Origin of the sequence: Cronobacter sakazakii, assembly GCF_000982825.1 — a bacterium.
GTDB lineage: Bacteria > Pseudomonadota > Gammaproteobacteria > Enterobacterales > Enterobacteriaceae > Cronobacter > Cronobacter sakazakii.
The window spans coordinates 1,766,620-1,784,302 of record NZ_CP011047.1 but is presented as its reverse complement, the minus strand read 5'-3'; the positions used below and the strand labels follow the sequence as shown (position 1 = coordinate 1,784,302).

Annotated in this window: 17 protein-coding genes; 4 read left to right on the top strand and 13 right to left on the bottom strand. The window is 57.7% G+C overall.

The window, feature by feature from the left end:
• Positions 1-3 precede the first annotated feature (3 nt).
• A complete protein-coding gene (dsbC, locus tag CSK29544_RS08415) occupies positions 4-723 on the bottom strand; it encodes a bifunctional protein-disulfide isomerase/oxidoreductase DsbC (RefSeq protein WP_004385678.1) in 720 nt (239 codons plus the stop codon).
• A 22-nt stretch (positions 724-745) separates the two neighbouring features.
• Positions 746-1,642, bottom strand: a complete 897-nt coding sequence (gene xerD, locus CSK29544_RS08410; RefSeq protein WP_007892593.1) for a site-specific tyrosine recombinase XerD — start codon at positions 1,640-1,642, stop codon at positions 746-748.
• A gap of 101 nt (positions 1,643-1,743) precedes the next feature.
• Here xerD and fldB point away from each other — a divergent pair, with 101 nt between their 5' ends.
• Entirely contained in the window at positions 1,744-2,265 is a 522-nt protein-coding gene (gene fldB, locus CSK29544_RS08405; protein WP_004385676.1) for a flavodoxin FldB, read from the top strand.
• A 13-nt stretch (positions 2,266-2,278) separates the two neighbouring features.
• On the opposite strand, the gene CSK29544_RS08400 is transcribed toward fldB, so the two are convergent.
• Both CSK29544_RS08400 and sdhE read right to left on the bottom strand, forming a co-directional pair.
• Positions 2,279-2,695: a protein YgfX gene (locus tag CSK29544_RS08400; protein ID WP_029039029.1), complete on the bottom strand. Its 417-nt coding sequence runs from the start codon at positions 2,693-2,695 to the stop codon at positions 2,279-2,281.
• The gene (gene sdhE / locus CSK29544_RS08395; RefSeq protein ID WP_007892598.1) at positions 2,676-2,942 is read right to left on the bottom strand and encodes an FAD assembly factor SdhE; all 267 of its coding nucleotides are present in this window, start codon (positions 2,940-2,942) and stop codon (positions 2,676-2,678) included. The genes CSK29544_RS08400 and sdhE overlap by 20 nt, the downstream gene beginning before the upstream one ends.
• 277 nt (positions 2,943-3,219) lie before the next feature.
• On the opposite strand from sdhE, the gene ygfZ reads away from it, so the two are divergent.
• Entirely contained in the window at positions 3,220-4,209 is a 990-nt protein-coding gene (gene ygfZ, locus CSK29544_RS08390; RefSeq protein ID WP_007892600.1) for a tRNA-modifying protein YgfZ, read from the top strand.
• Positions 4,210-4,313: 104 nt separating this feature from the next.
• Here the strand turns inward: ygfZ and trhA are convergent, their stop codons facing one another.
• Positions 4,314-4,967 carry a PAQR family membrane homeostasis protein TrhA gene (gene trhA / locus CSK29544_RS08385; protein ID WP_007777939.1) on the bottom strand — a complete coding sequence of 218 codons (654 nt, stop codon included), beginning with the start codon at positions 4,965-4,967 and terminating at the stop codon, positions 4,314-4,316.
• A gap of 142 nt (positions 4,968-5,109) precedes the next feature.
• On the bottom strand, positions 5,110-5,424 hold the full coding sequence (yqfB, locus tag CSK29544_RS08380; RefSeq protein WP_007892602.1) for a N(4)-acetylcytidine aminohydrolase: 315 nt from the start codon (positions 5,422-5,424) through the stop codon (positions 5,110-5,112).
• A 175-nt stretch (positions 5,425-5,599) separates the two neighbouring features.
• Between yqfB and CSK29544_RS08375 the strand changes: the two genes are divergently transcribed.
• Entirely contained in the window at positions 5,600-6,328 is a 729-nt protein-coding gene (locus CSK29544_RS08375; protein ID WP_032975612.1) for a MurR/RpiR family transcriptional regulator, read from the top strand.
• A gap of 151 nt (positions 6,329-6,479) precedes the next feature.
• Positions 6,480-7,913 carry a 6-phospho-beta-glucosidase gene (locus CSK29544_RS08370; protein WP_007892604.1) on the top strand — a complete coding sequence of 478 codons (1,434 nt, stop codon included), beginning with the start codon at positions 6,480-6,482 and terminating at the stop codon, positions 7,911-7,913.
• A 214-nt stretch (positions 7,914-8,127) separates the two neighbouring features.
• Here CSK29544_RS08370 and CSK29544_RS08365 read toward each other — a convergent pair whose 3' ends face one another.
• The 7 genes from CSK29544_RS08365 to pepP form a co-directional block, all read right to left on the bottom strand.
• Positions 8,128-8,871, bottom strand: a complete 744-nt coding sequence (locus CSK29544_RS08365) for an SDR family oxidoreductase (RefSeq protein ID WP_007892613.1) — start codon at positions 8,869-8,871, stop codon at positions 8,128-8,130.
• A gap of 167 nt (positions 8,872-9,038) precedes the next feature.
• A complete protein-coding gene (gene gcvP, locus CSK29544_RS08360; RefSeq protein ID WP_007892615.1) occupies positions 9,039-11,912 on the bottom strand; it encodes an aminomethyl-transferring glycine dehydrogenase in 2,874 nt (957 codons plus the stop codon).
• 129 nt (positions 11,913-12,041) lie between these two features.
• The gene (gene gcvH, locus CSK29544_RS08355; protein WP_004385667.1) at positions 12,042-12,431 is read right to left on the bottom strand and encodes a glycine cleavage system protein GcvH; all 390 of its coding nucleotides are present in this window, start codon (positions 12,429-12,431) and stop codon (positions 12,042-12,044) included.
• 23 nt (positions 12,432-12,454) lie between these two features.
• The gene (gcvT, locus tag CSK29544_RS08350; RefSeq protein WP_029039028.1) at positions 12,455-13,552 is read right to left on the bottom strand and encodes a glycine cleavage system aminomethyltransferase GcvT; all 1,098 of its coding nucleotides are present in this window, start codon (positions 13,550-13,552) and stop codon (positions 12,455-12,457) included.
• 422 nt (positions 13,553-13,974) lie between these two features.
• The gene (gene ubiI / locus CSK29544_RS08340; protein WP_007892620.1) at positions 13,975-15,177 is read right to left on the bottom strand and encodes an FAD-dependent 2-octaprenylphenol hydroxylase; all 1,203 of its coding nucleotides are present in this window, start codon (positions 15,175-15,177) and stop codon (positions 13,975-13,977) included.
• A 10-nt stretch (positions 15,178-15,187) separates the two neighbouring features.
• Positions 15,188-16,366 (bottom strand): 2-octaprenyl-6-methoxyphenyl hydroxylase, encoded by a 1,179-nt coding sequence (gene ubiH / locus CSK29544_RS08335; protein ID WP_007892622.1) that lies wholly within the window; start codon positions 16,364-16,366, stop codon positions 15,188-15,190.
• Positions 16,363-17,679, bottom strand: a complete 1,317-nt coding sequence (gene pepP, locus CSK29544_RS08330; protein WP_007892623.1) for a Xaa-Pro aminopeptidase — start codon at positions 17,677-17,679, stop codon at positions 16,363-16,365. Before pepP ends, ubiH begins: the two co-directional genes overlap by 4 nt.
• Positions 17,680-17,683: the final 4 nt, after the last annotated feature.

Genomic DNA, 17,683 nt, shown 5'->3' with positions numbered 1-17,683 from the left:
CCGTTACTTTCCGCTCGCCTGAAGCTGTTTCTGATGCTCATCAAGAAACGCTTTCATCTCTTTTGGCCCCTGATAGCCCGGCACCATCGCGCCGTTGCTCAGCACGATCGCCGGTGTGCCCTGGACGCCAAACTGCACGCCGAGCTCATAATGTTTCGCGGTGTCGACGTCGCAGCTTGCCGCTTCAACTTTGCCTCCGCTCATCGCGTTATCGAAGGCTTTATTACGATCTTTCGCGCACCAGATAGCCTGCATATCTTTCGCTGTTTCGCTGCGCGGCCCTTGACGCGGGAAAGCCAGGTAGCGCACGGTGATGCCCAGCGCGTTATAGTCTTTCATCTCTTCGTGCAGCTTATGGCAATAGCCACAGGTGATATCGGTAAAGACGGTGATGACATGTTTTTCCTGCGGCGCTTTATAAACAATCATCTCTTTTTCGAGCGCGTTGAGTTTGGTCATCAGCATCTGATTGGTCACGTTGACCGGCTGGCCACCGCTGACGTCATACAGCGGGCCCTGAATGATATGTTTGCCGTCTTCGGTGACATAGATAACGCCGCTTTCGGTCAGTACGGTTTTCATGCCTGCCAGCGGAGAGGGCTGAATTTCGGCATTTGCCACACCCAGTTTGGTGAGTGACTGTTTGATGGCCGCGTCATCCGCCTGGGCAAATCCTGAAAAAGCCGCCAGCGTAACGGAGAGCAGCGCAATAGTTTTTTTCATAACATGTCCTTAAATTCGGCACTCACGCTCTGGGGTGGTGCTGTTGATGAAGTTGCCGCAACCGTTCCGTCGCCACGTGCGTATAGATCTGCGTGGTGGAAAGATCGCTATGGCCTAAAAGCATCTGTACCACGCGCAAATCGGCGCCATGATTTAACAGATGCGTTGCGAACGCATGGCGTAGAACGTGCGGCGAAAGCTTTTCACTATCAATGCCCGCCAGTTGAGCATAATGTTTGATGCGATGCCAGAAGGTCTGACGGGTCATCTGCCGGGCGCGGTTGCTTGGAAAGAGGATATCCAGCGATTGCCCGTTAAGCAGCCACGGGCGGCCGTGCGTGAGATACTGTTCAAGCCAGTAAACGGCCTCTTCGCCAAGCGGCACCAGCCGCTCTTTGTTGCCTTTACCGATAACGCGTACCACGCCCTGGCGCAGGCTCACATCGCTCATGGTCAACCCGACCAGTTCAGAGACACGCAAACCGGTGGCATAGAGCACTTCCAGCATGGCTTTATCACGCAGCTCAATCGGCTCTTCGACCGTCGGCGCCTGAAGGAGTCTTTCCACCTGCGCTTCGCTTAAATCTTTTGGCAGACGCTGCGGCAGCTTAGGCGACGCCAGCAACGCGCTCGGATCGTCGTCGCGAATTTTTTCACGGTAGAGATGCTGAAACAACCGACGTACTGCACTGAGCATACGCGCAGTGCTGGTCGCCTTATAACCGCCTTCGACGCGCTCTGCCAGCAGCGTCTGGAGATCGCCGCTCTGTGCCGTTACCAGGGATAACCCGCGATGGTGCAACCACTCCACGACCATGCTGAGATCCCGCCGGTACGCGCTCAGGCTGTTCTCGGCCAGGTTGCGCTCAAGCCAGAGCGCATCGAGAAATTGTTCGATACGGACTAAATCCTGTTCCACTGCCACCTCTCTTACGCTCCCGGTCGCTGCATTATGCCTGACAGGAAGCGGGATCTGATACACTGACGCTTCTGCAGAATAGGAAATGAGACGTTATCGTTATGAACATTGGTCTTTTTTATGGTTCCAGCACCTGTTACACCGAAATGGCGGCTGAGAAAATCCGCGATATTATTGGTCCCGAACTGGTCACGCTGCATAACCTTAAAGACGACTCGCCGACGCTCATGGAACAGTATGATGTGCTGATCCTCGGCATTCCTACCTGGGATTTCGGCGAACTCCAGGAAGACTGGGAAGCCATCTGGGAACAGCTGGACGCACTAAACCTCGACGGAAAAATCGTGGCGCTGTACGGCATGGGCGATCAGTTAGGCTATGGCGAATGGTTCCTCGACGCGCTCGGCATGCTACATGACAAACTGAGCCCTAAGGGCGTGAAGTTTGTCGGCTACTGGCCTACAGAAGGCTATGAGTTCACGAGCGCCAAACCCGTTATCGCCGATGGTGAGCTTTTCGTCGGCCTCGCGCTGGATGAAACCAACCAGTATGACCTGAGCGACGCCCGTATCGAAAGCTGGTGCGAGCAAATCCTCGGCGAAATGGCGGCGCACTTCTCCTGATTTCAGGGCTTCATTAGCGTTTGTCGCCTACGGGCTGTTGCAACAGAAGGCGACGCAAATCGCGCCACTCTGCTTCCGTCATGCTATCCGCCGCCAGCCAGACATGATGGCGGCGTGTCGTTTTAGGATGACCCAGCCGCAGCATCATTCCGCTGCGCAGCATCCAGGGCGTGGCGCAAATCTGCCAGTCAACGCCCTGCCAGCGAAGGTGATAATCAGCCGTCAGGCTGACCTCGCCCTGGAACGCATTGATACGCCGCTGGCTACGTACGCAGTCAAACACCACCAGAGACAGCAACAGCATCCACACGGGCAGATACCGCAGCGGCCAGGGGAGCAGCAAAATAATAACGGCCACGGCGCCGTGCAGCAGCAGCGATAGCCACTGCGAGCGCCATGAAACGCGAAGATCAGAGTGCCACAGGACCACGTGCCTGATTCCGCTGCTGGATTAATTCCACCATTCGCGCCAGCTCCGAATCAGCTGGCTTGCCGTGATTCATCAGCCAGTTGAATAAATCAGGATCGTCACACTCCAGCAGGCGGACAAAAACGCGTTTGTCTTCGTCGCTCAGGGAGTCATAGTCATATTCAAAGAAAGGCATGATGGAAATATCCAGCTCGCGCATACCTCTGCGACATGCCCAGTGAATACGGGCTTTATTATTAATATCCATGTCTTTTACCTGCTAAACCACCATTGGATGACGGCTGCTAGTGTAACCCGTTTTTCATCCATCCTTCAGCCGAATGTGCGTATTTGCGAGGCGTTATCCTGAATATGACGTCTCTGATGCAATCGACATTTTTTCTTTCGAGCCGTCTCGAAGAATGCATTAACGGCACAAAAGGGAATGCTAAAAGGCTTGCAAACTTCGCCCGCTCTTTAACAATATGAAGCTATCTCTCCACTCATGTGGAGCATTATTGCGATAGCACACTGGGACTTTATTTATGGCATTTACTCCATTTCCTCCCCGTCAGCCAGCCGCCAGCGCGCGCCTGCCGCTGACGCTCATTTCGCTGGAAGACTGGGCGCTGGCGACGATAACGGGCCCGGACAGCGAAAAATATTTGCAGGGCCAGGTGACGGCGGACGTTACCGAGCTTGGCGAGAATCAGCATCTGCTGGTGGCGCACTGCGATGCCAAAGGCAAAATGTGGAGCAACCTGCGCCTGTTCCGTCATGGCGACGGTTTCGCCTGGATTGAACGCCGCAGCGTGCGTGACACGCAGCTCGCGGAAATGAAAAAATATGCGGTGTTCTCAAAAGTCACCATCGCGCCGAACGACGACGCCGTGCTGCTGGGTGTAGCCGGTTTCCAGGCGCGTGCGGCGCTGGCGAACCATTTCGCTACGCTACCGGATGAGCAGAATCCGCGTGTCGTGGACGGTGCCACCACACTTTTGTGGTTCGGCCTGCCGGCAGAGCGTTTTATGGTGATTACTGATGCTGAAACCGCAAGCCAGCTGAGTGACAAACTCCATGGCGAAGCGCAGCTCAACGCCAGCGCGCAGTGGCTGGCGCTTGATATCGAAGCCGGTTTCCCGGTGATCGACGCGCCGAACAGCAATCAGTTTATTCCACAGGCAACCAACATTCAGGCGCTGGGCGGCATCAGCTTCAAAAAAGGCTGTTATGCAGGCCAGGAGATGGTGGCACGGGCAAAATTCCGCGGTGCGAATAAACGCGCGCTCTGGTATCTGGCAGGCCACGGCAGCCGTGTGCCGCAGCCTGGCGAAGATATCGAAATGCAGATGGGTGAGAACTGGCGTCGCACCGGCACCGTGCTTGCCGCTGTACAGCTGGATGACGGGCGTCTGCTGGCGCAGGTAGTGATGAATAACGATCTGGAAGCCGGTACGCTCTTCCGCGTTCGCGAAGAGAGCGGTGCGCATACGTTGCACATCGAACCGCTGCCCTACTCGCTTGAAGAAGCGTAACCGTCTGATGGCTTTATAAAAGCAGTCACGCCGCCAGGGGCATCTGCCGCCTGGCGGTGGGTCTTCGAGGGAGTGAGTGAAGCGATTTGCGCAGCGCGCAATCCTCAGCGAATGTAGAGGTAAATGGCCAGAAAATGGCAAACGCTGCCGCCCAGCACGAAGCCGTGCCAGATGGCGTGATTGTACGGGATCCGCTTACAGACATAAAAAATGACGCCCAGCGAATAGATAATGCCCCCTGCCGCGAGCAGCGTGACGCTGCCAGGCGCGAGTTTCATCACCATCTGATAAATCACCACCAACGACAGCCAGCCCATCGTCAGATAAGTGACCAGCGACAGCACTTTGAAGCGATGTGCGATTGTGAGCTTAAACAGGATGCCAAGCAGCGCCAGGCTCCAGATGACAATCATCAGGCCGTGTGCCAGTGAGGATTTCAGCCCTACCAGCAAAAACGGCGTATAAGTGCCTGCAATCAATAGATAAATCGCGCAGTGGTCAAACTTTTTAAGCCAGGTTTTGGCGCGCGCATGCGGTATGGCGTGGTACAGCGTCGAGGCGAGAAACAGCAAAATCATGCTGCCGCCATAGAGGCTGTAACTGGTAATGGCGGTGGCGCTGGCATTGCTGTCCACGGCCTGAACAAGTAACAGGACAAGTCCGACTATCCCGAACACCAGTCCAATCCCGTGACTGATGCTGTTGGCTATCTCCTCAGCCAGTGAATATCCCTGCGCAAGTAATGGTTTACGAACCATGTGGCGACTCCGGTAAAACTGAATAAAAAAAACGCAGCCCACATAGCCTAACTGAGAATGATTCCAGTGAACACCTGTTCGCTAAAATAAATCTGTGACAGTCCGTTACCGTTTTGTTCAACGTTCGCCGCAACGCCGGGCGTTACCCTTCAACCTTTTTAAAAGCAACCACATACAGCTCATTTTTTCCCGGATAAATGTCAGCGATAACTTTTTTGAGTTCAGCCAGCGTCATGTTCTCCTGCCGCGCGTGTTCCTCATCCAACTGTGCTAACGTGACCGGCGTCACGCTCAGAACCTCCAGCGTGCAGAAGTAGCCATTATCTTCATAACGGCCGGTGCGCAGCCGCTGGCCTGGCGTGAAGTGCGCTTCGCTCTCGTCACGGATGGTAATGGTCTTCGTGCCCGCCAGGATGTCCTGCTGGAAACGGGTATAAAACGTGATGTCGTTTTTCATTGTCTCTCTCTCAAAGTAACGGCCTATGATAAGTCTGATGGCGCGCAGGCGCTATTCGCGGCGCAAAGAGTGACGCGCGCCTGCGTAAATTATGGCAGCATAAGCGAACCGATGCGGCTGAGAGTGCCCGTGCCGGAGCCCGAACGCTTTGACCAAAGGATGTTGCGCCGTGACGATGTTTACCCATTCCGCTGTCGCCAGCCTCAATAATCTTGAGATGATGGTTTACAATTTTGTGGTCAAAAACCGTGATAAGGTCATGTACATGACCATTCGCGAACTGGCGGATGCGGCAGGCGTCTCCACCACCACCGTGCTGCGTTTTTGCCGCAAGATGAATTGCGATGGATATTCTGAATTCCGCGTACGCTTTAAATTATATCTGGAACAAAATGAACCGCAGCAGGCCAATTTTGGTGCCAGCGAAATAATTAGTTTTTTCCGAAGCGTAAATAATGATGAATTTGACGCGCTACTGGATCGGGCGACCGACATTATTTTACAGTCTGAGCGTATTATTTTCGTTGGTGCAGGAACCTCCGGCGCGCTTGCTAAATATGGCGCACGATTCTTCTCAAACGTCGGTAAATTCAGTAACCATATCGATGACCCCTATTTTCCGGTCACCAGTGACATGGCGAAAAATGCGCTGGCGATTGTGCTTTCAGTGTCTGGCGAGACAGAAGAGATCCTGCGTTTTGCCAGCCAGTTTAGCCTGCATAACTGCAAAGTGCTCTCTGTTACCAGCCACGAGAACTCATCGCTGGCGAAACTCGCGGACTTTAATCTCTCCTGGCATATTCCGCAAACGCGTATCGCGGGCGTGTATGATATTACGACGCAAATCCCCGTTATTTATATTCTCGAAACACTCGGTCGCAAGCTGGCGAAAAAACTCGCATAAAAAAACATCCTGTTTTTCATTTGTAACAAGTCACACCATGCGCTATTTGTTATAGCGTGACATTTCTTTTTCCTTTGTTAGACTCGCAATCAGCCTCAATAACTTTATCGTTATTATTCCCTTTTACTATTTCTGTTAATGAGATGACACGATGAAACAGCTTAAATTACCGAAAGACTTTTTATGGGGCGGCGCGGTCGCGGCGCATCAGGTAGAAGGCGGCTGGGATCAGGGCGGCAAAGGACCAAGCATCTGTGACGTCCTGACCGGCGGCGCGCATGGCGTACCGCGTGAAATTACGCAGGAGGTGGTGCCGGGCAAATATTATCCGAACCATGAAGCCGTCGACTTTTACGGTCATTACAAAGAAGACATTAAACTCTTCGCCGAAATGGGTTTTAAGTGTTTCCGCACATCGATCGCCTGGACGCGTATTTTCCCCAACGGCGACGAGACGCAGCCTAACGAAGCGGGCCTTCAGTTCTACGACGATATGTTCGATGAGCTGTTGAAATACAATATCGAACCGGTGATTACGCTTTCTCACTTTGAAATGCCGCTGCATCTGGTGAAGCAGTATGGCGGCTGGACCAACCGCAAAGTGGTGGATTTCTTTGTCCGCTTCGCCGAAGTGGTGTTTGAGCGCTACAAGAATAAGGTCAAATACTGGATGACCTTTAATGAGATCAACAACCAGCGCAACTGGCGCGCGCCGCTGTTCGGCTACTGCTGTTCCGGCGTCGTTTACACCGAGCACGACAACCCGGAAGAGACGATGTATCAGGTGCTGCATCATCAGTTCGTGGCGAGCGCTATGGCGGTGAAAATCGGCCATCGCATCAACCCGGAGATGCAAATCGGCTGCATGCTGGCGATGGTGCCGCTCTATCCGTTCTCCTGCAAACCGGAAGACGTAATGTATGCGCAGGAATCGATGCGCGAGCGTTATGTGTTTACCGACGTTCAGTTGCGCGGTTACTACCCCTCTTACGTGCTGAACGAGTGGGAGCGCCGTGGTTTCAATATCAAGATGGAAGAAGGCGACGCGCAAATCCTGCGTGAAGGCTGCTGCGATTACCTGGGTTTCAGCTATTACATGACCAACGCAGTGAAAGCCGACGGCGGCAGCGGCGATGCGCTGAGCGGTTTCCAGGGCAGCGTGCCGAACCCGCATGTGAAAGCCTCCGACTGGGGCTGGCAGATTGACCCTGTGGGCCTGCGCTACGCGCTGTGCGAGCTTTACGAGCGCTATCAGAAGCCGCTGTTCATTGTGGAGAACGGCTTCGGCGCGTATGACAACGTGGAAGCGGATGGCAGCATTAATGACGATTACCGCATCGATTATCTGCGCGCCCACATTGAGCAGATGATGAAAGCGGTGACGTATGATGGCGTCGATCTGATGGGCTATACGCCGTGGGGCTGTATCGACTGCGTGTCGTTTACCACCGGACAGTACAGCAAACGCTACGGCTTTATTTATGTGAATAAGCACGACGACGGTACGGGCGATATGTCGCGCTCGCGCAAAAAGAGTTTTGCCTGGTATAAAGCGGTGATTGCGAGCAACGGCGAGACGCTTTGATGTGATGTTACCGCGGAGAGTTGCGCCAGGTTTGCAGCCGTGGCACAGCTATCCCGGTGGGTGCGCTGCGCTTACCCACACTACGATGCTGAAAACCGGCCGGATTTGCTGGCGTGGCGCGACTATCCGGTGGGTGCGCTGCGCTTACCCACCCTACAATAGCGTTTGGCCGAACGTAGGGCGGGTAAGCGCAGCGCACCCGCCTTAAACGCCCCTATTTCCCGCCAGCGAGATCGAGAAAACTCCCCGTCACGTACGAGGCTTTATCACTCAACAACCAGGCGATCGCTTCCGCCACCTCTTCTGGCTGCCCGCCACGCTGCATCGGCAGGGCGGATTTCACACGGTCAACGCGCCCCGGCTCGCCGCCGCTGGCATGAATATCGGTATAGATAAGGCCCGGACGCACGCCGTTGACGCGGATACCCTGCGCCGCCACTTCCAGCGACAACCCAATGGTCAGCGAATCCACCGCCCCTTTTGATGCCGCGTAATCGACATATTCGCCGGGCGCGCCAAGCCGCGAGGCGGCGGACGACACATTGACAATCGCGCCGCCCTGCCCGCCGTGATGATGCGCCATACGCTTCACGGCCTCACGGCAGCACAGAAAGTAGCCCGTTACGTTGGTCGCCAGCACTTTGTTGATACGCTCCGCCGTCAGGTTCTCCGTCATACACTGGGTAAACAGCACGCCCGCGTTATTGACCAGGACACCCAGCGGCTCGTCCTGCTCATCAATCTCACGGAACATGGCCATCACCTGCGGCTCGTCGCTGATGTCGGCCTGAATGGCAAACGCACGTCCGCCGCTCGCCACGATGCGCTCAACTACCTCCTGTGCCGCCGCGGCGTTATGCAGATAATTGACCGCCACGGTGTAGCCCTGCGCGCCCAGCAGAAGCGCCGTCGCTCTGCCAATGCCGCGGCTCGCGCCGGTGATAAGTGCAACGGACATACTTCTCTCCTTTTCATGGTATGGGATACAGAAAGCTTGCAGTACCTTACCCATCCGCGCGCCACAGGAACACTCTACCAATCAGGTAGTGTGGCTATAAAAACGGGCGCTACAGAATAAAAAAGGGCGCCGGAGCGCCCTCTGTGGTCTGTATTTAAAGCCTGACGTTACTGATACTCGCTCATCGGCACGCAGGAGCAGAACAGATTACGGTCGCCGTAGACGTCATCGAGACGCTTCACGGTCGGCCAGTATTTATTCTCAAAACCTGCCGGGAAAGCCGCCAGCTCGCGGCTATAGGCGTGTTCCCACTCCTGCGCCAGTTCGCGCTGCACGTGCGGCGCGTTCACCAGCGGGTTGTCGTCCTGCGGCCATTCGCCCTGCGCCACGCGGTCAATTTCGCCACGAATAGCCAGCATCGCGTCGATAAAGCGGTCCAGCTCAACTTTGCTTTCCGATTCGGTCGGTTCAACCATCAGCGTACCCGCGACAGGGAAGGACATGGTCGGCGCGTGGAAGCCGTAGTCGATAAGACGCTTGGCGATATCCAGCTCGCTGATACCGGTCGCCTCTTTCAGCGGACGAATATCCAGAATACATTCGTGCGCCACGCGGCCATCACGGCCGGTGTAGAGCACCGGATAGGCGTCTTTCAGGCGGCTTGCGATGTAATTCGCGTTGAGGATGGCCGTCTGGCTCGCTTTTTTCAGCCCCTGCGATCCCATCATGCGGATATACATCCAGCTAATCGGCAGAATCGACGCGCTGCCGAAAGGCGCGGCGGAAACCGCGCCCTGCGAGGTCAGCATGCCTTCAATCTGTACCACGCTGTGGCCCGGTACAAACGGCGCCAGATGTGCTTTCACGCCAATCGGGCCCATGCCCGGGCCGCCGCCGCCGTGCGGAATGCAGAACGTTTTGTGCAGGTTAAGGTGCGACACATCCGCGCCGATGTAACCCGGCGAAGTGATGCCTACCTGAGCGTTCATGTTGGCACCGTCGAGGTAAACCTGGCCGCCGTACTGATGCACGATGTCGCACACCTCGCGGATGGTTTCTTCATACACGCCGTGGGTGGACGGGTACGTCACCATAATGCAGGAGAGCTTATCGCCCGCCGTTTCGGCTTTGGCGCGCAGATCGGCGAGATCGATGTTGCCCTGTTTATCACAGGCGACCACTACCACCTGCATCCCCGCCATCTGTGCAGAAGCCGGGTTGGTGCCGTGGGCGGAGCTCGGGATAAGGCAGATATCGCGATGGCCTTCGTTACGGCTCTCGTGATAATGGCGAATCGCCAGCAGTCCCGCGTATTCCCCCTGCGCGCCGGAGTTCGGCTGCATGCAGAGCGCGTCATAACCAGTGAGTTTCACCAGCCAGTCGGAGAGCTGCCCAATCATCTGCAGATACCCTTCCGCCTGATCCGCCGGACAGAACGGATGCAGTTCGGCGAATTCCGGCCAGGTGATCGGGATCATTTCCGCCGCCGCGTTGAGTTTCATGGTGCAGGAGCCAAGCGGGATCATTGCCTGGTTCAGCGCCAGATCTTTACGCTCGAGGCTGTGCATATAGCGCATCATCTCGGTTTCGCTGTGATAGCGATTAAAGACCGGATGCGTCAGGATAGCGTCATCGCGCAGCATTGCGGCCGGAATGGAGCGGCTGTCATGCGCCACCTCTTTATCCAGCGCGTCGATATCAAACGTCGCGTCCTCGCCCGTGACCACGCGCAGCAGCGCCTGCACATCGGCGCGGGTTGTGGTTTCATCAAGGGTGATGCCCACTGCGCCCGGAATATCGCTGCGCAGGTTGATTTCACTGGCCTCGGCGCGCGCCAGAACAGTGGCTTTATCCGCCACCTCGACGCACAGCGTATCGAACCAGGTCGCGTGACGCAGTTTCAGCCCTTTGTGTTGCAGGCCCGCCGCCAGAATATCGGCGAAGCGGTGAATGCGGCTGGCGATGCGCTTCAGCCCTGCCGGGCCGTGGAACACGGCGTAGAGGCTTGCGATATTGGCCAGCAGCACCTGAGAGGTACAAATATTGGAGTTCGCTTTCTCGCGGCGAATGTGTTGCTCGCGAGTCTGCATCGCCATACGCAGCGCGGTGCGCCCGGCGGCGTCTTTTGACACGCCGATAATGCGCCCCGGCATAGAGCGTTTAAATTCATCGCTGGCGGCAAAGAACGCGGCGTGTGGGCCGCCGTAGCCCATCGGCACGCCAAAACGCTGGGCGGAGCCGAAAACGATATCCGCACCCTGTTTGCCAGGCGCGGTCAGGAGCACCAGCGCCATAAAATCGGCCGCCACGCTCACAATCACTTTGCGGGATTTCAGCTCGCTAATCAGTTCGCGGTAGTCATGCACTTCACCGGTGGTGCCGACCTGCTGCAACAGCACGCCGAAGAGATCCTGATGATCGAGCGCTTTTGGCGCGTCATCGACGATCACTTCAAAGCCGAACGTTTCGGCGCGGGTGCGAACCACATCCAGCGTCTGCGGATGCACATCCGCCGCCACGAAGAAACGGTTGGCGTTTTTCAGTTTGCTGACGCGTTTGGCCATCGCCATGGCTTCCGCCGCCGCGGTGGCTTCATCGAGCAGCGAGGCGGAGGCGATATCAAGCCCCGTCAGATCCAGCGTCACCTGCTGGAAGTTCAAAAGCGCTTCCAGACGCCCCTGCGACACCTCCGGCTGATACGGCGTATAGGCCGTGTACCAGCCCGGATTCTCCAGCATATTGCGCAGAATAACCGGCGGCGTGTGGACTGAGGTGTAGCCCATGCCGATATAGTTTTTAAAGCGCTTGTTGCGCCCGGCGATGGCTTTCAGCTCCGCCAGCGCGGCGAATTCGGTGGCGGCATCGCCGACATCAGGCGGCGTCGCAAGCTGGATATCCGCAGGAACGATTTGCGAAATCAGCGCATCCAGCGAGTCCGCGCCAACGGTGCGCAGCATCTCCTGCTGCTGGTCAACACCCGGTCCGATATGGCGCTCGATAAAAGCGTCGCGATTTTCCAGGTGGCTCAGGGTCTGGGTCATGGGCGATATTTCCTGAAACGTGCAGTGAGGCAAATAAATGCGATGGTCAGTCTTGCTCCCGGCGGGAGCGGCGCAGGCGAAGCGCGCCCGCGCCTGCCCCTGACGTTACGCAGGGGCGAGGTCCGTGAATTACTCGTCTTCTAACAGCGCTTCATACGCGCTGGCATCCAGCAGCGCAGCCACTTCGGCCTCGTCGCTGGCTTTGATTTTGAAGATCCAGCCCTGGCCGTAAGGCTCGCTGTTAACCAGCTCCGGCGAATCGCTCAGCGCGTCGTTGACGGCCACAATCTCGCCGCTGACCGGCGCGTAGATGTCGGAGGCGGCTTTGACGGATTCCGCGACGGCGCAGTCATCACCCGCGTTAACGGTCGTGCCGACGTCCGGCAGATCGACAAACACCATGTCGCCCAGCAGTTCCTGCGCGTGCTCGGTGATCCCGACGGTGTAAGTGCCGTCAGCTTCTTTACGCAGCCATTCGTGTTCTTTGCTGTATTTCAGTTCGTTTGGCACATTGCTCATTGCTTCTCTCCTGATAACAAAACTTACTGCGTGACCGGCTTACCGGCGCGCACGAAAATGGGTTTAGTGACTTTCACGGGCATTTCGCGGTTGCGGATCTGCACAATGGCAGTATCGCCGATACCCGCAGGAACGCGAGCCAGCGCAATGCTGTAGCCAAGCGTTGGCGAGAAGGTGCCGCTGGTAATGATGCCTTCGCGGGCGTTGCCATCGGCATCGGTAAAACGCACCGGCAGCTCGCCGCGCAGCACGCCTTTTTCTGTCATCACCAGACCAACCAGCTGTTCCGTGCCGTTCTCACGCTGGGCTTCCAGCGCATCGCGACCGATAAACGCGCGGTCTTCCGGCTGCCAGGCGATCGTCCAGCCCATATTGGCGGCGAGCGGCGAAACGCCTTCGTCCATCTCCTGGCCATAAAGGTTCATGCCCGCCTCAAGGCGCAGCGTATCACGCGCGCCAAGCCCGCACGGTTTGACGCCCGCTTCCACAAGCTGGCTCCAGAAGCCGGCCGCTTTTTCATTCGGCATCGCGATTTCATAGCCCGCCTCGCCGGTGTAGCCGGTGGTGGCGATAAACAGGTCATCCGCCTGTACGCCGAAAAACGGCTTCATGCCTTCTGTGGCTTTACGCTGCGCGTCGGTAAAGAGCGTGGCGGCTTTCGCCTTCGCGTTCGGCCCCTGGACGGCGATAAGGGAGAGATCGTCGCGCACCGTGACGGACACGCCATACGGCTCGGCGTGCTCGTTAATCCAGGCGAGGTCTTTTTCACGGGTGGCGGAGTTCACCACCAGGCGGAAATAGTCCTCGGTCATGAAGTAGACAATCAGGTCGTCAATCACGCCGCCGGAGGCGTTGAGCATGGCGGTGTAGAGCGCTTTGCCCGGCTGGGTGAGCTTTGCCACATCGTTTGCCAGCAGGTAACGGAGGAAGTCGCGGGTACGCGCGCCGCGCAGGTCGACAATGGTCATATGGGAGACATCAAACATCCCCGCGTCGTTACGCACCGCATGGTGCTCATCAATCTGCGAGCCGTAATGCAGCGGCATCATCCAGCCGTGGAAATCCACCATGCGCGCGCCGCAGAGGTTGTGCTGTTCATACAACGGGGTTTGTTGAGCCATCTTTTCCTCATCCTGTCAGCCGGGTTGGTGTGGGTTTCGAACGGCGCAACGCGCTGAATGAAACCCGGCGCCGACGCCGATCCCGGCGGCGACGCAAACGTTAACTTGCATCTGAACTTATCACCGAACGAGGGCGTAAACCATAAGCCAGGCTGTGTCATCAGATTAGCTTATGGCGCAAAATCCTTTTTCACGCCGCAGCATGAAACACTGCCTGAATGGTTTCAGGTGCCGTCAAAACGCTAACGCTTTGCCGCCTTATCAAAATAACCGGGCAGAAAACGCTGTTTTGAAGGGAAAATAATGGAAAGAGAAAAATTCAGAGATTAAAAAAACTAATCCGAAAAAGAGGGTGAAATTAGAATATTTCAAACGGGGAGAGACTTCTCTTTCCGTGCGCCGGAAAGAGAAGTGTGACGCAGTTAACGCAACCACTCCGGCAGGTCGTTAAGCCCCATCGCCTGGCGAATCAACTGCGGTTTAACGCCCGGCAATTTATCGGCAAGCGTTAAGCCCAGATCGCGCAGCAGCTTTTTCGCCGGGTTAGCGCCGGAGAAAAGCTCGCGGAAACCCTGCATGCCCGCCAGCATCATCGCGGCGGCATGTTTACGGCTGCGCTCGTAGCGGCGCAGATAAAGGTGCTGGCCGATATCTTTGCCCTGCTGATGCAGACGGCGCAGTTCGCTTATCAGTTCGGCGGCATCCATAAAGCCGAGGTTAACGCCCTGCCCGGCCAGCGGATGGATGGTGTGCGCCGCGTCACCGACCAGCGCCAGACGGTGCGCGGCGAACTGGCGCGCGTAACGCCCGGTGAGCGGAAAGACCTGACGCTCGCTCTCAAGCGAGCATAAGCCGAGACGATTATCGAACGCCACGCAGAGTGCCTGATTAAACGTCGACACCGGTGCCTGCTGCATCCGGTCGGCTTCCTGAGGCGAAAGTGACCAGACGATGGAACACAGATGCGGGTCGCTTAGCGGCAAAAACGCCAGAATACCGTCGCCGTGGAACACCTGGCGCGCCACGCCGCCATGCGGCTCATCGGTGCGGATCGTGGCGACCAGCGCATGATGCTGATAATCCCAGGACGTCAGCGGAATTTCCGCTTTTGTACGCAGCCAGGAGTTCGCGCCATCTGCGCCGATAACCAGACGCGCCGTCAGCATGTTGCCGTCTTCAAGCGTAAGGAAGGCTTCGTTTTCTCCCCACGCGACCTGCTGCAGCGTCGCGGGTGCCATCAGCGTCACCGATTTACACTGCTGCGCTTTTTGCCACAGCGCGTAGTGGATCGCCTGGTTTTCAATAATGTGCCCGAGATGGCTGAAGCCAAACGACGCGTCATCAAACGCGATGCGCCCGAAACTGTCTTTCTCCCAGACTTCCATGCCGTGATAGGCGGCAGCGCGCTGGCGAAGAATGGCATCCCAGACATCAAGCTTTTTGAGCAACGCTTCACTGGCGGCGTTAATCGCTGATACCCGCAGTGCTGGCGGCGCGCTCGCCTCCAGCGGTTCCGGCGCGCGCTGCTCCAGCACCGCGACACGCAGCCCGCTGCCTTCCAGCCCGCAGGCCACCGCCAGCCCAACCATGCCGCCGCCAACAATCGCTACATCTACACTTTGCACATTCGACTCCTTAGCGCGGCACCCAACCGAGGGTGCGTCTGGCCAGCGCGTCACGCGCCGGGGTAAATAGATCCATTGCCATCAGGCCAAGGTTGCGCCCAACGACCAGCGGCGACCAGCGGTTGGCGAAAAGCTGCACCAGTCCGTCGGTCACGCCGATGGTTGCGGCTTTATCCTGCTCGCGGCGCTGTTGATACGCGCCAAGCACCGGATATGCGCCGATATCTTCGCCGCGCACGAAAGCCTGTGCCAGCGTCTCGGCGAGCGTCATGACATCGCGAAGCCCGAGGTTAAACCCCTGGCCTGCGATCGGGTGCAGCGTCTGGGCGGCATTGCCGACCAGCGCCGTGCGGTGAGAAATCACCCGCGAGGCGAGACTTAACGCGAGCGGATAACCGCTGCGCGCGCCCGCGTGCGTAATGCGCCCCAGCCGCCAGCCAAAGGCGGTCTGCAATTCGCGGCAGAAACGCTCATCGCTCCAGCCAAGCACCTCGGCCTGTTTATCGAGAGGATGGCACCAGACGAGCGAACTGCGACCGCCCGACATCGGCAACAGCGCCAGCGGGCCGTGTTCGGTAAAACGCTCGAACGCGCGGCCCTGATGCGGCAGCGCCGTCGCAACATTCGCGATGATTGCCGCCTGATGATAAGGCTGCTGACGCCACTCGATGCCGCACTGCGCGCCAATAGACGAGCGCGAACCATCAGCCGCGACCAGCAATTGCCCTTCCAGCGTCTCGCCGTTATCAAGCTGTACGCTGACTGTCTCGTCACGGCGGGTAATAGCCGTCACGCGCGCCGGGCAGTGCAGATGAACGCCAGGCGCTTTACGCAGCAGGCTGAAGAGCCGCTGCCCGGCGTCGTGCAGCTCCACCACGTTCCCCAGCGCCTGCGTCTGGTAATCGCGCGCGTTCAGCGTCACAAAACCGGCGTGGCCGCGATCGCTGACGTGAACGGTGGTGATAGGCGTGGCGCAGGGGGCGAGCGCCTGCCAGACGCCAACGCGCGCCAGCTCACGACAGGTGCCGTCGGCAAGCGCGATGGCGCGGGCGTCAAAGCCCGGATGCGCGGCGGATTCCGGCGCGCTGGCTTCCACCAGATGCACCGGCAACGCGCCATGAGTAAAACGAGAGAGCGCCAGCGCCAGTGTCGCGCCAGCCATGCCGCCGCCGGCGATAATCACGCTCATGAGCGACGCGCCGCCGCCATCAGCGCTTCGATATCGTCCGCCGATTTCACCACGCTGGCGGTCAGGTTCTCATTGCCGGTTTCGGTAATGACGATATCGTCTTCGATACGGATGCCAATGCCGCGGTACTCTTCAGGCACGTCGGCGTCCGGTGCGATATAAAGCCCCGGCTCAACGGTAATGACCATGCCTGGTGCCAGGATGCGCGAACGATCCGGGCCATAGAAGCCGACATCATGCACATCCAGCCCCAGCCAGTGGCTGAGCCCGTGCATAAAATACGGACGGTGCGCGTTCTCGGCGACCAGCTGTTCCACGTCGCCTTTCAGAATGCCAAGCCCGATAAGCCCTTTCACCATCACGCGCACCACATCGCCGGTCACATCCTGAATCGAGGTGCCCGGACGGAAAAGACGCAGCGCGGTTTCAAGCGATTCCAGCACGATGTCGTAAACCGCGCGCTGGGCGGGTGTGAATTTGCCGTTCACGGGAAAGGTGCGAGTGATATCGCCCGCGTAGCCTTTGTATTCACAGCCCGCGTCGATAAGCACTAAATCACCGTCGCGCAGCTGGCTTTCGTTTTCGGTGTAATGCAGGATGCAGCCGTTTTCGCCGCCGCCCACAATGGTGTTGTAAGACGGAAAGCGCGCGCCGTGGCGGGTGAACTCATGCAGAATTTCGCCTTCGAGCTGGTATTCATACATGCCCGGACGGCACTTCTGCATCGCGCGGGTATGAGCCAGCGCGCTGATTTCACCGGCGCGGCGCATAACGGCCAGCTCTTCCGGTGATTTAAACAGGCGCATTTCGTGTACCCAGGGCCGCCAGTCGGTGAGGGTGGCGGGCGCGGAGAGATTCTGACGCGCGCCGCGGCGCAGTTTATCCAGCGCGGCGAACACGATGGCGTCGGCGTAGGCATATTCGCCCTGCGAGTGGTAGACCACATCCAGCCCGTTCAGCAGTTGATACAGCTGCTCGTCGATTTCGTTAAACGCCAGCGCGCGGTCGACGCCAAGCTTCGCCGGTGCAGCCTCCTGGCCGAGACGACGGCCGAACCAGATTTCCGCGGTTTTATCGCGCAGGCGGTTGAAAATCACGCTGTGGCTGTGCGTTTCATCGCTTTTGATCAACACCAGCACCGCTTCAGGCTCGTTGAAGCCGGTGAAGTACCAGAAATCGCTGTTCTGACGGTACGGGTATTCGCTGTCGGCGCTGCGTGTCGCTTCCGGCGCGGCGAAAATCAGCGCCGCGCTGGCCGGAGCCATTTTCGCCAGCAACGCCTGACGGCGTCGCAGAAACTCTTGCTGTGTCATTGCA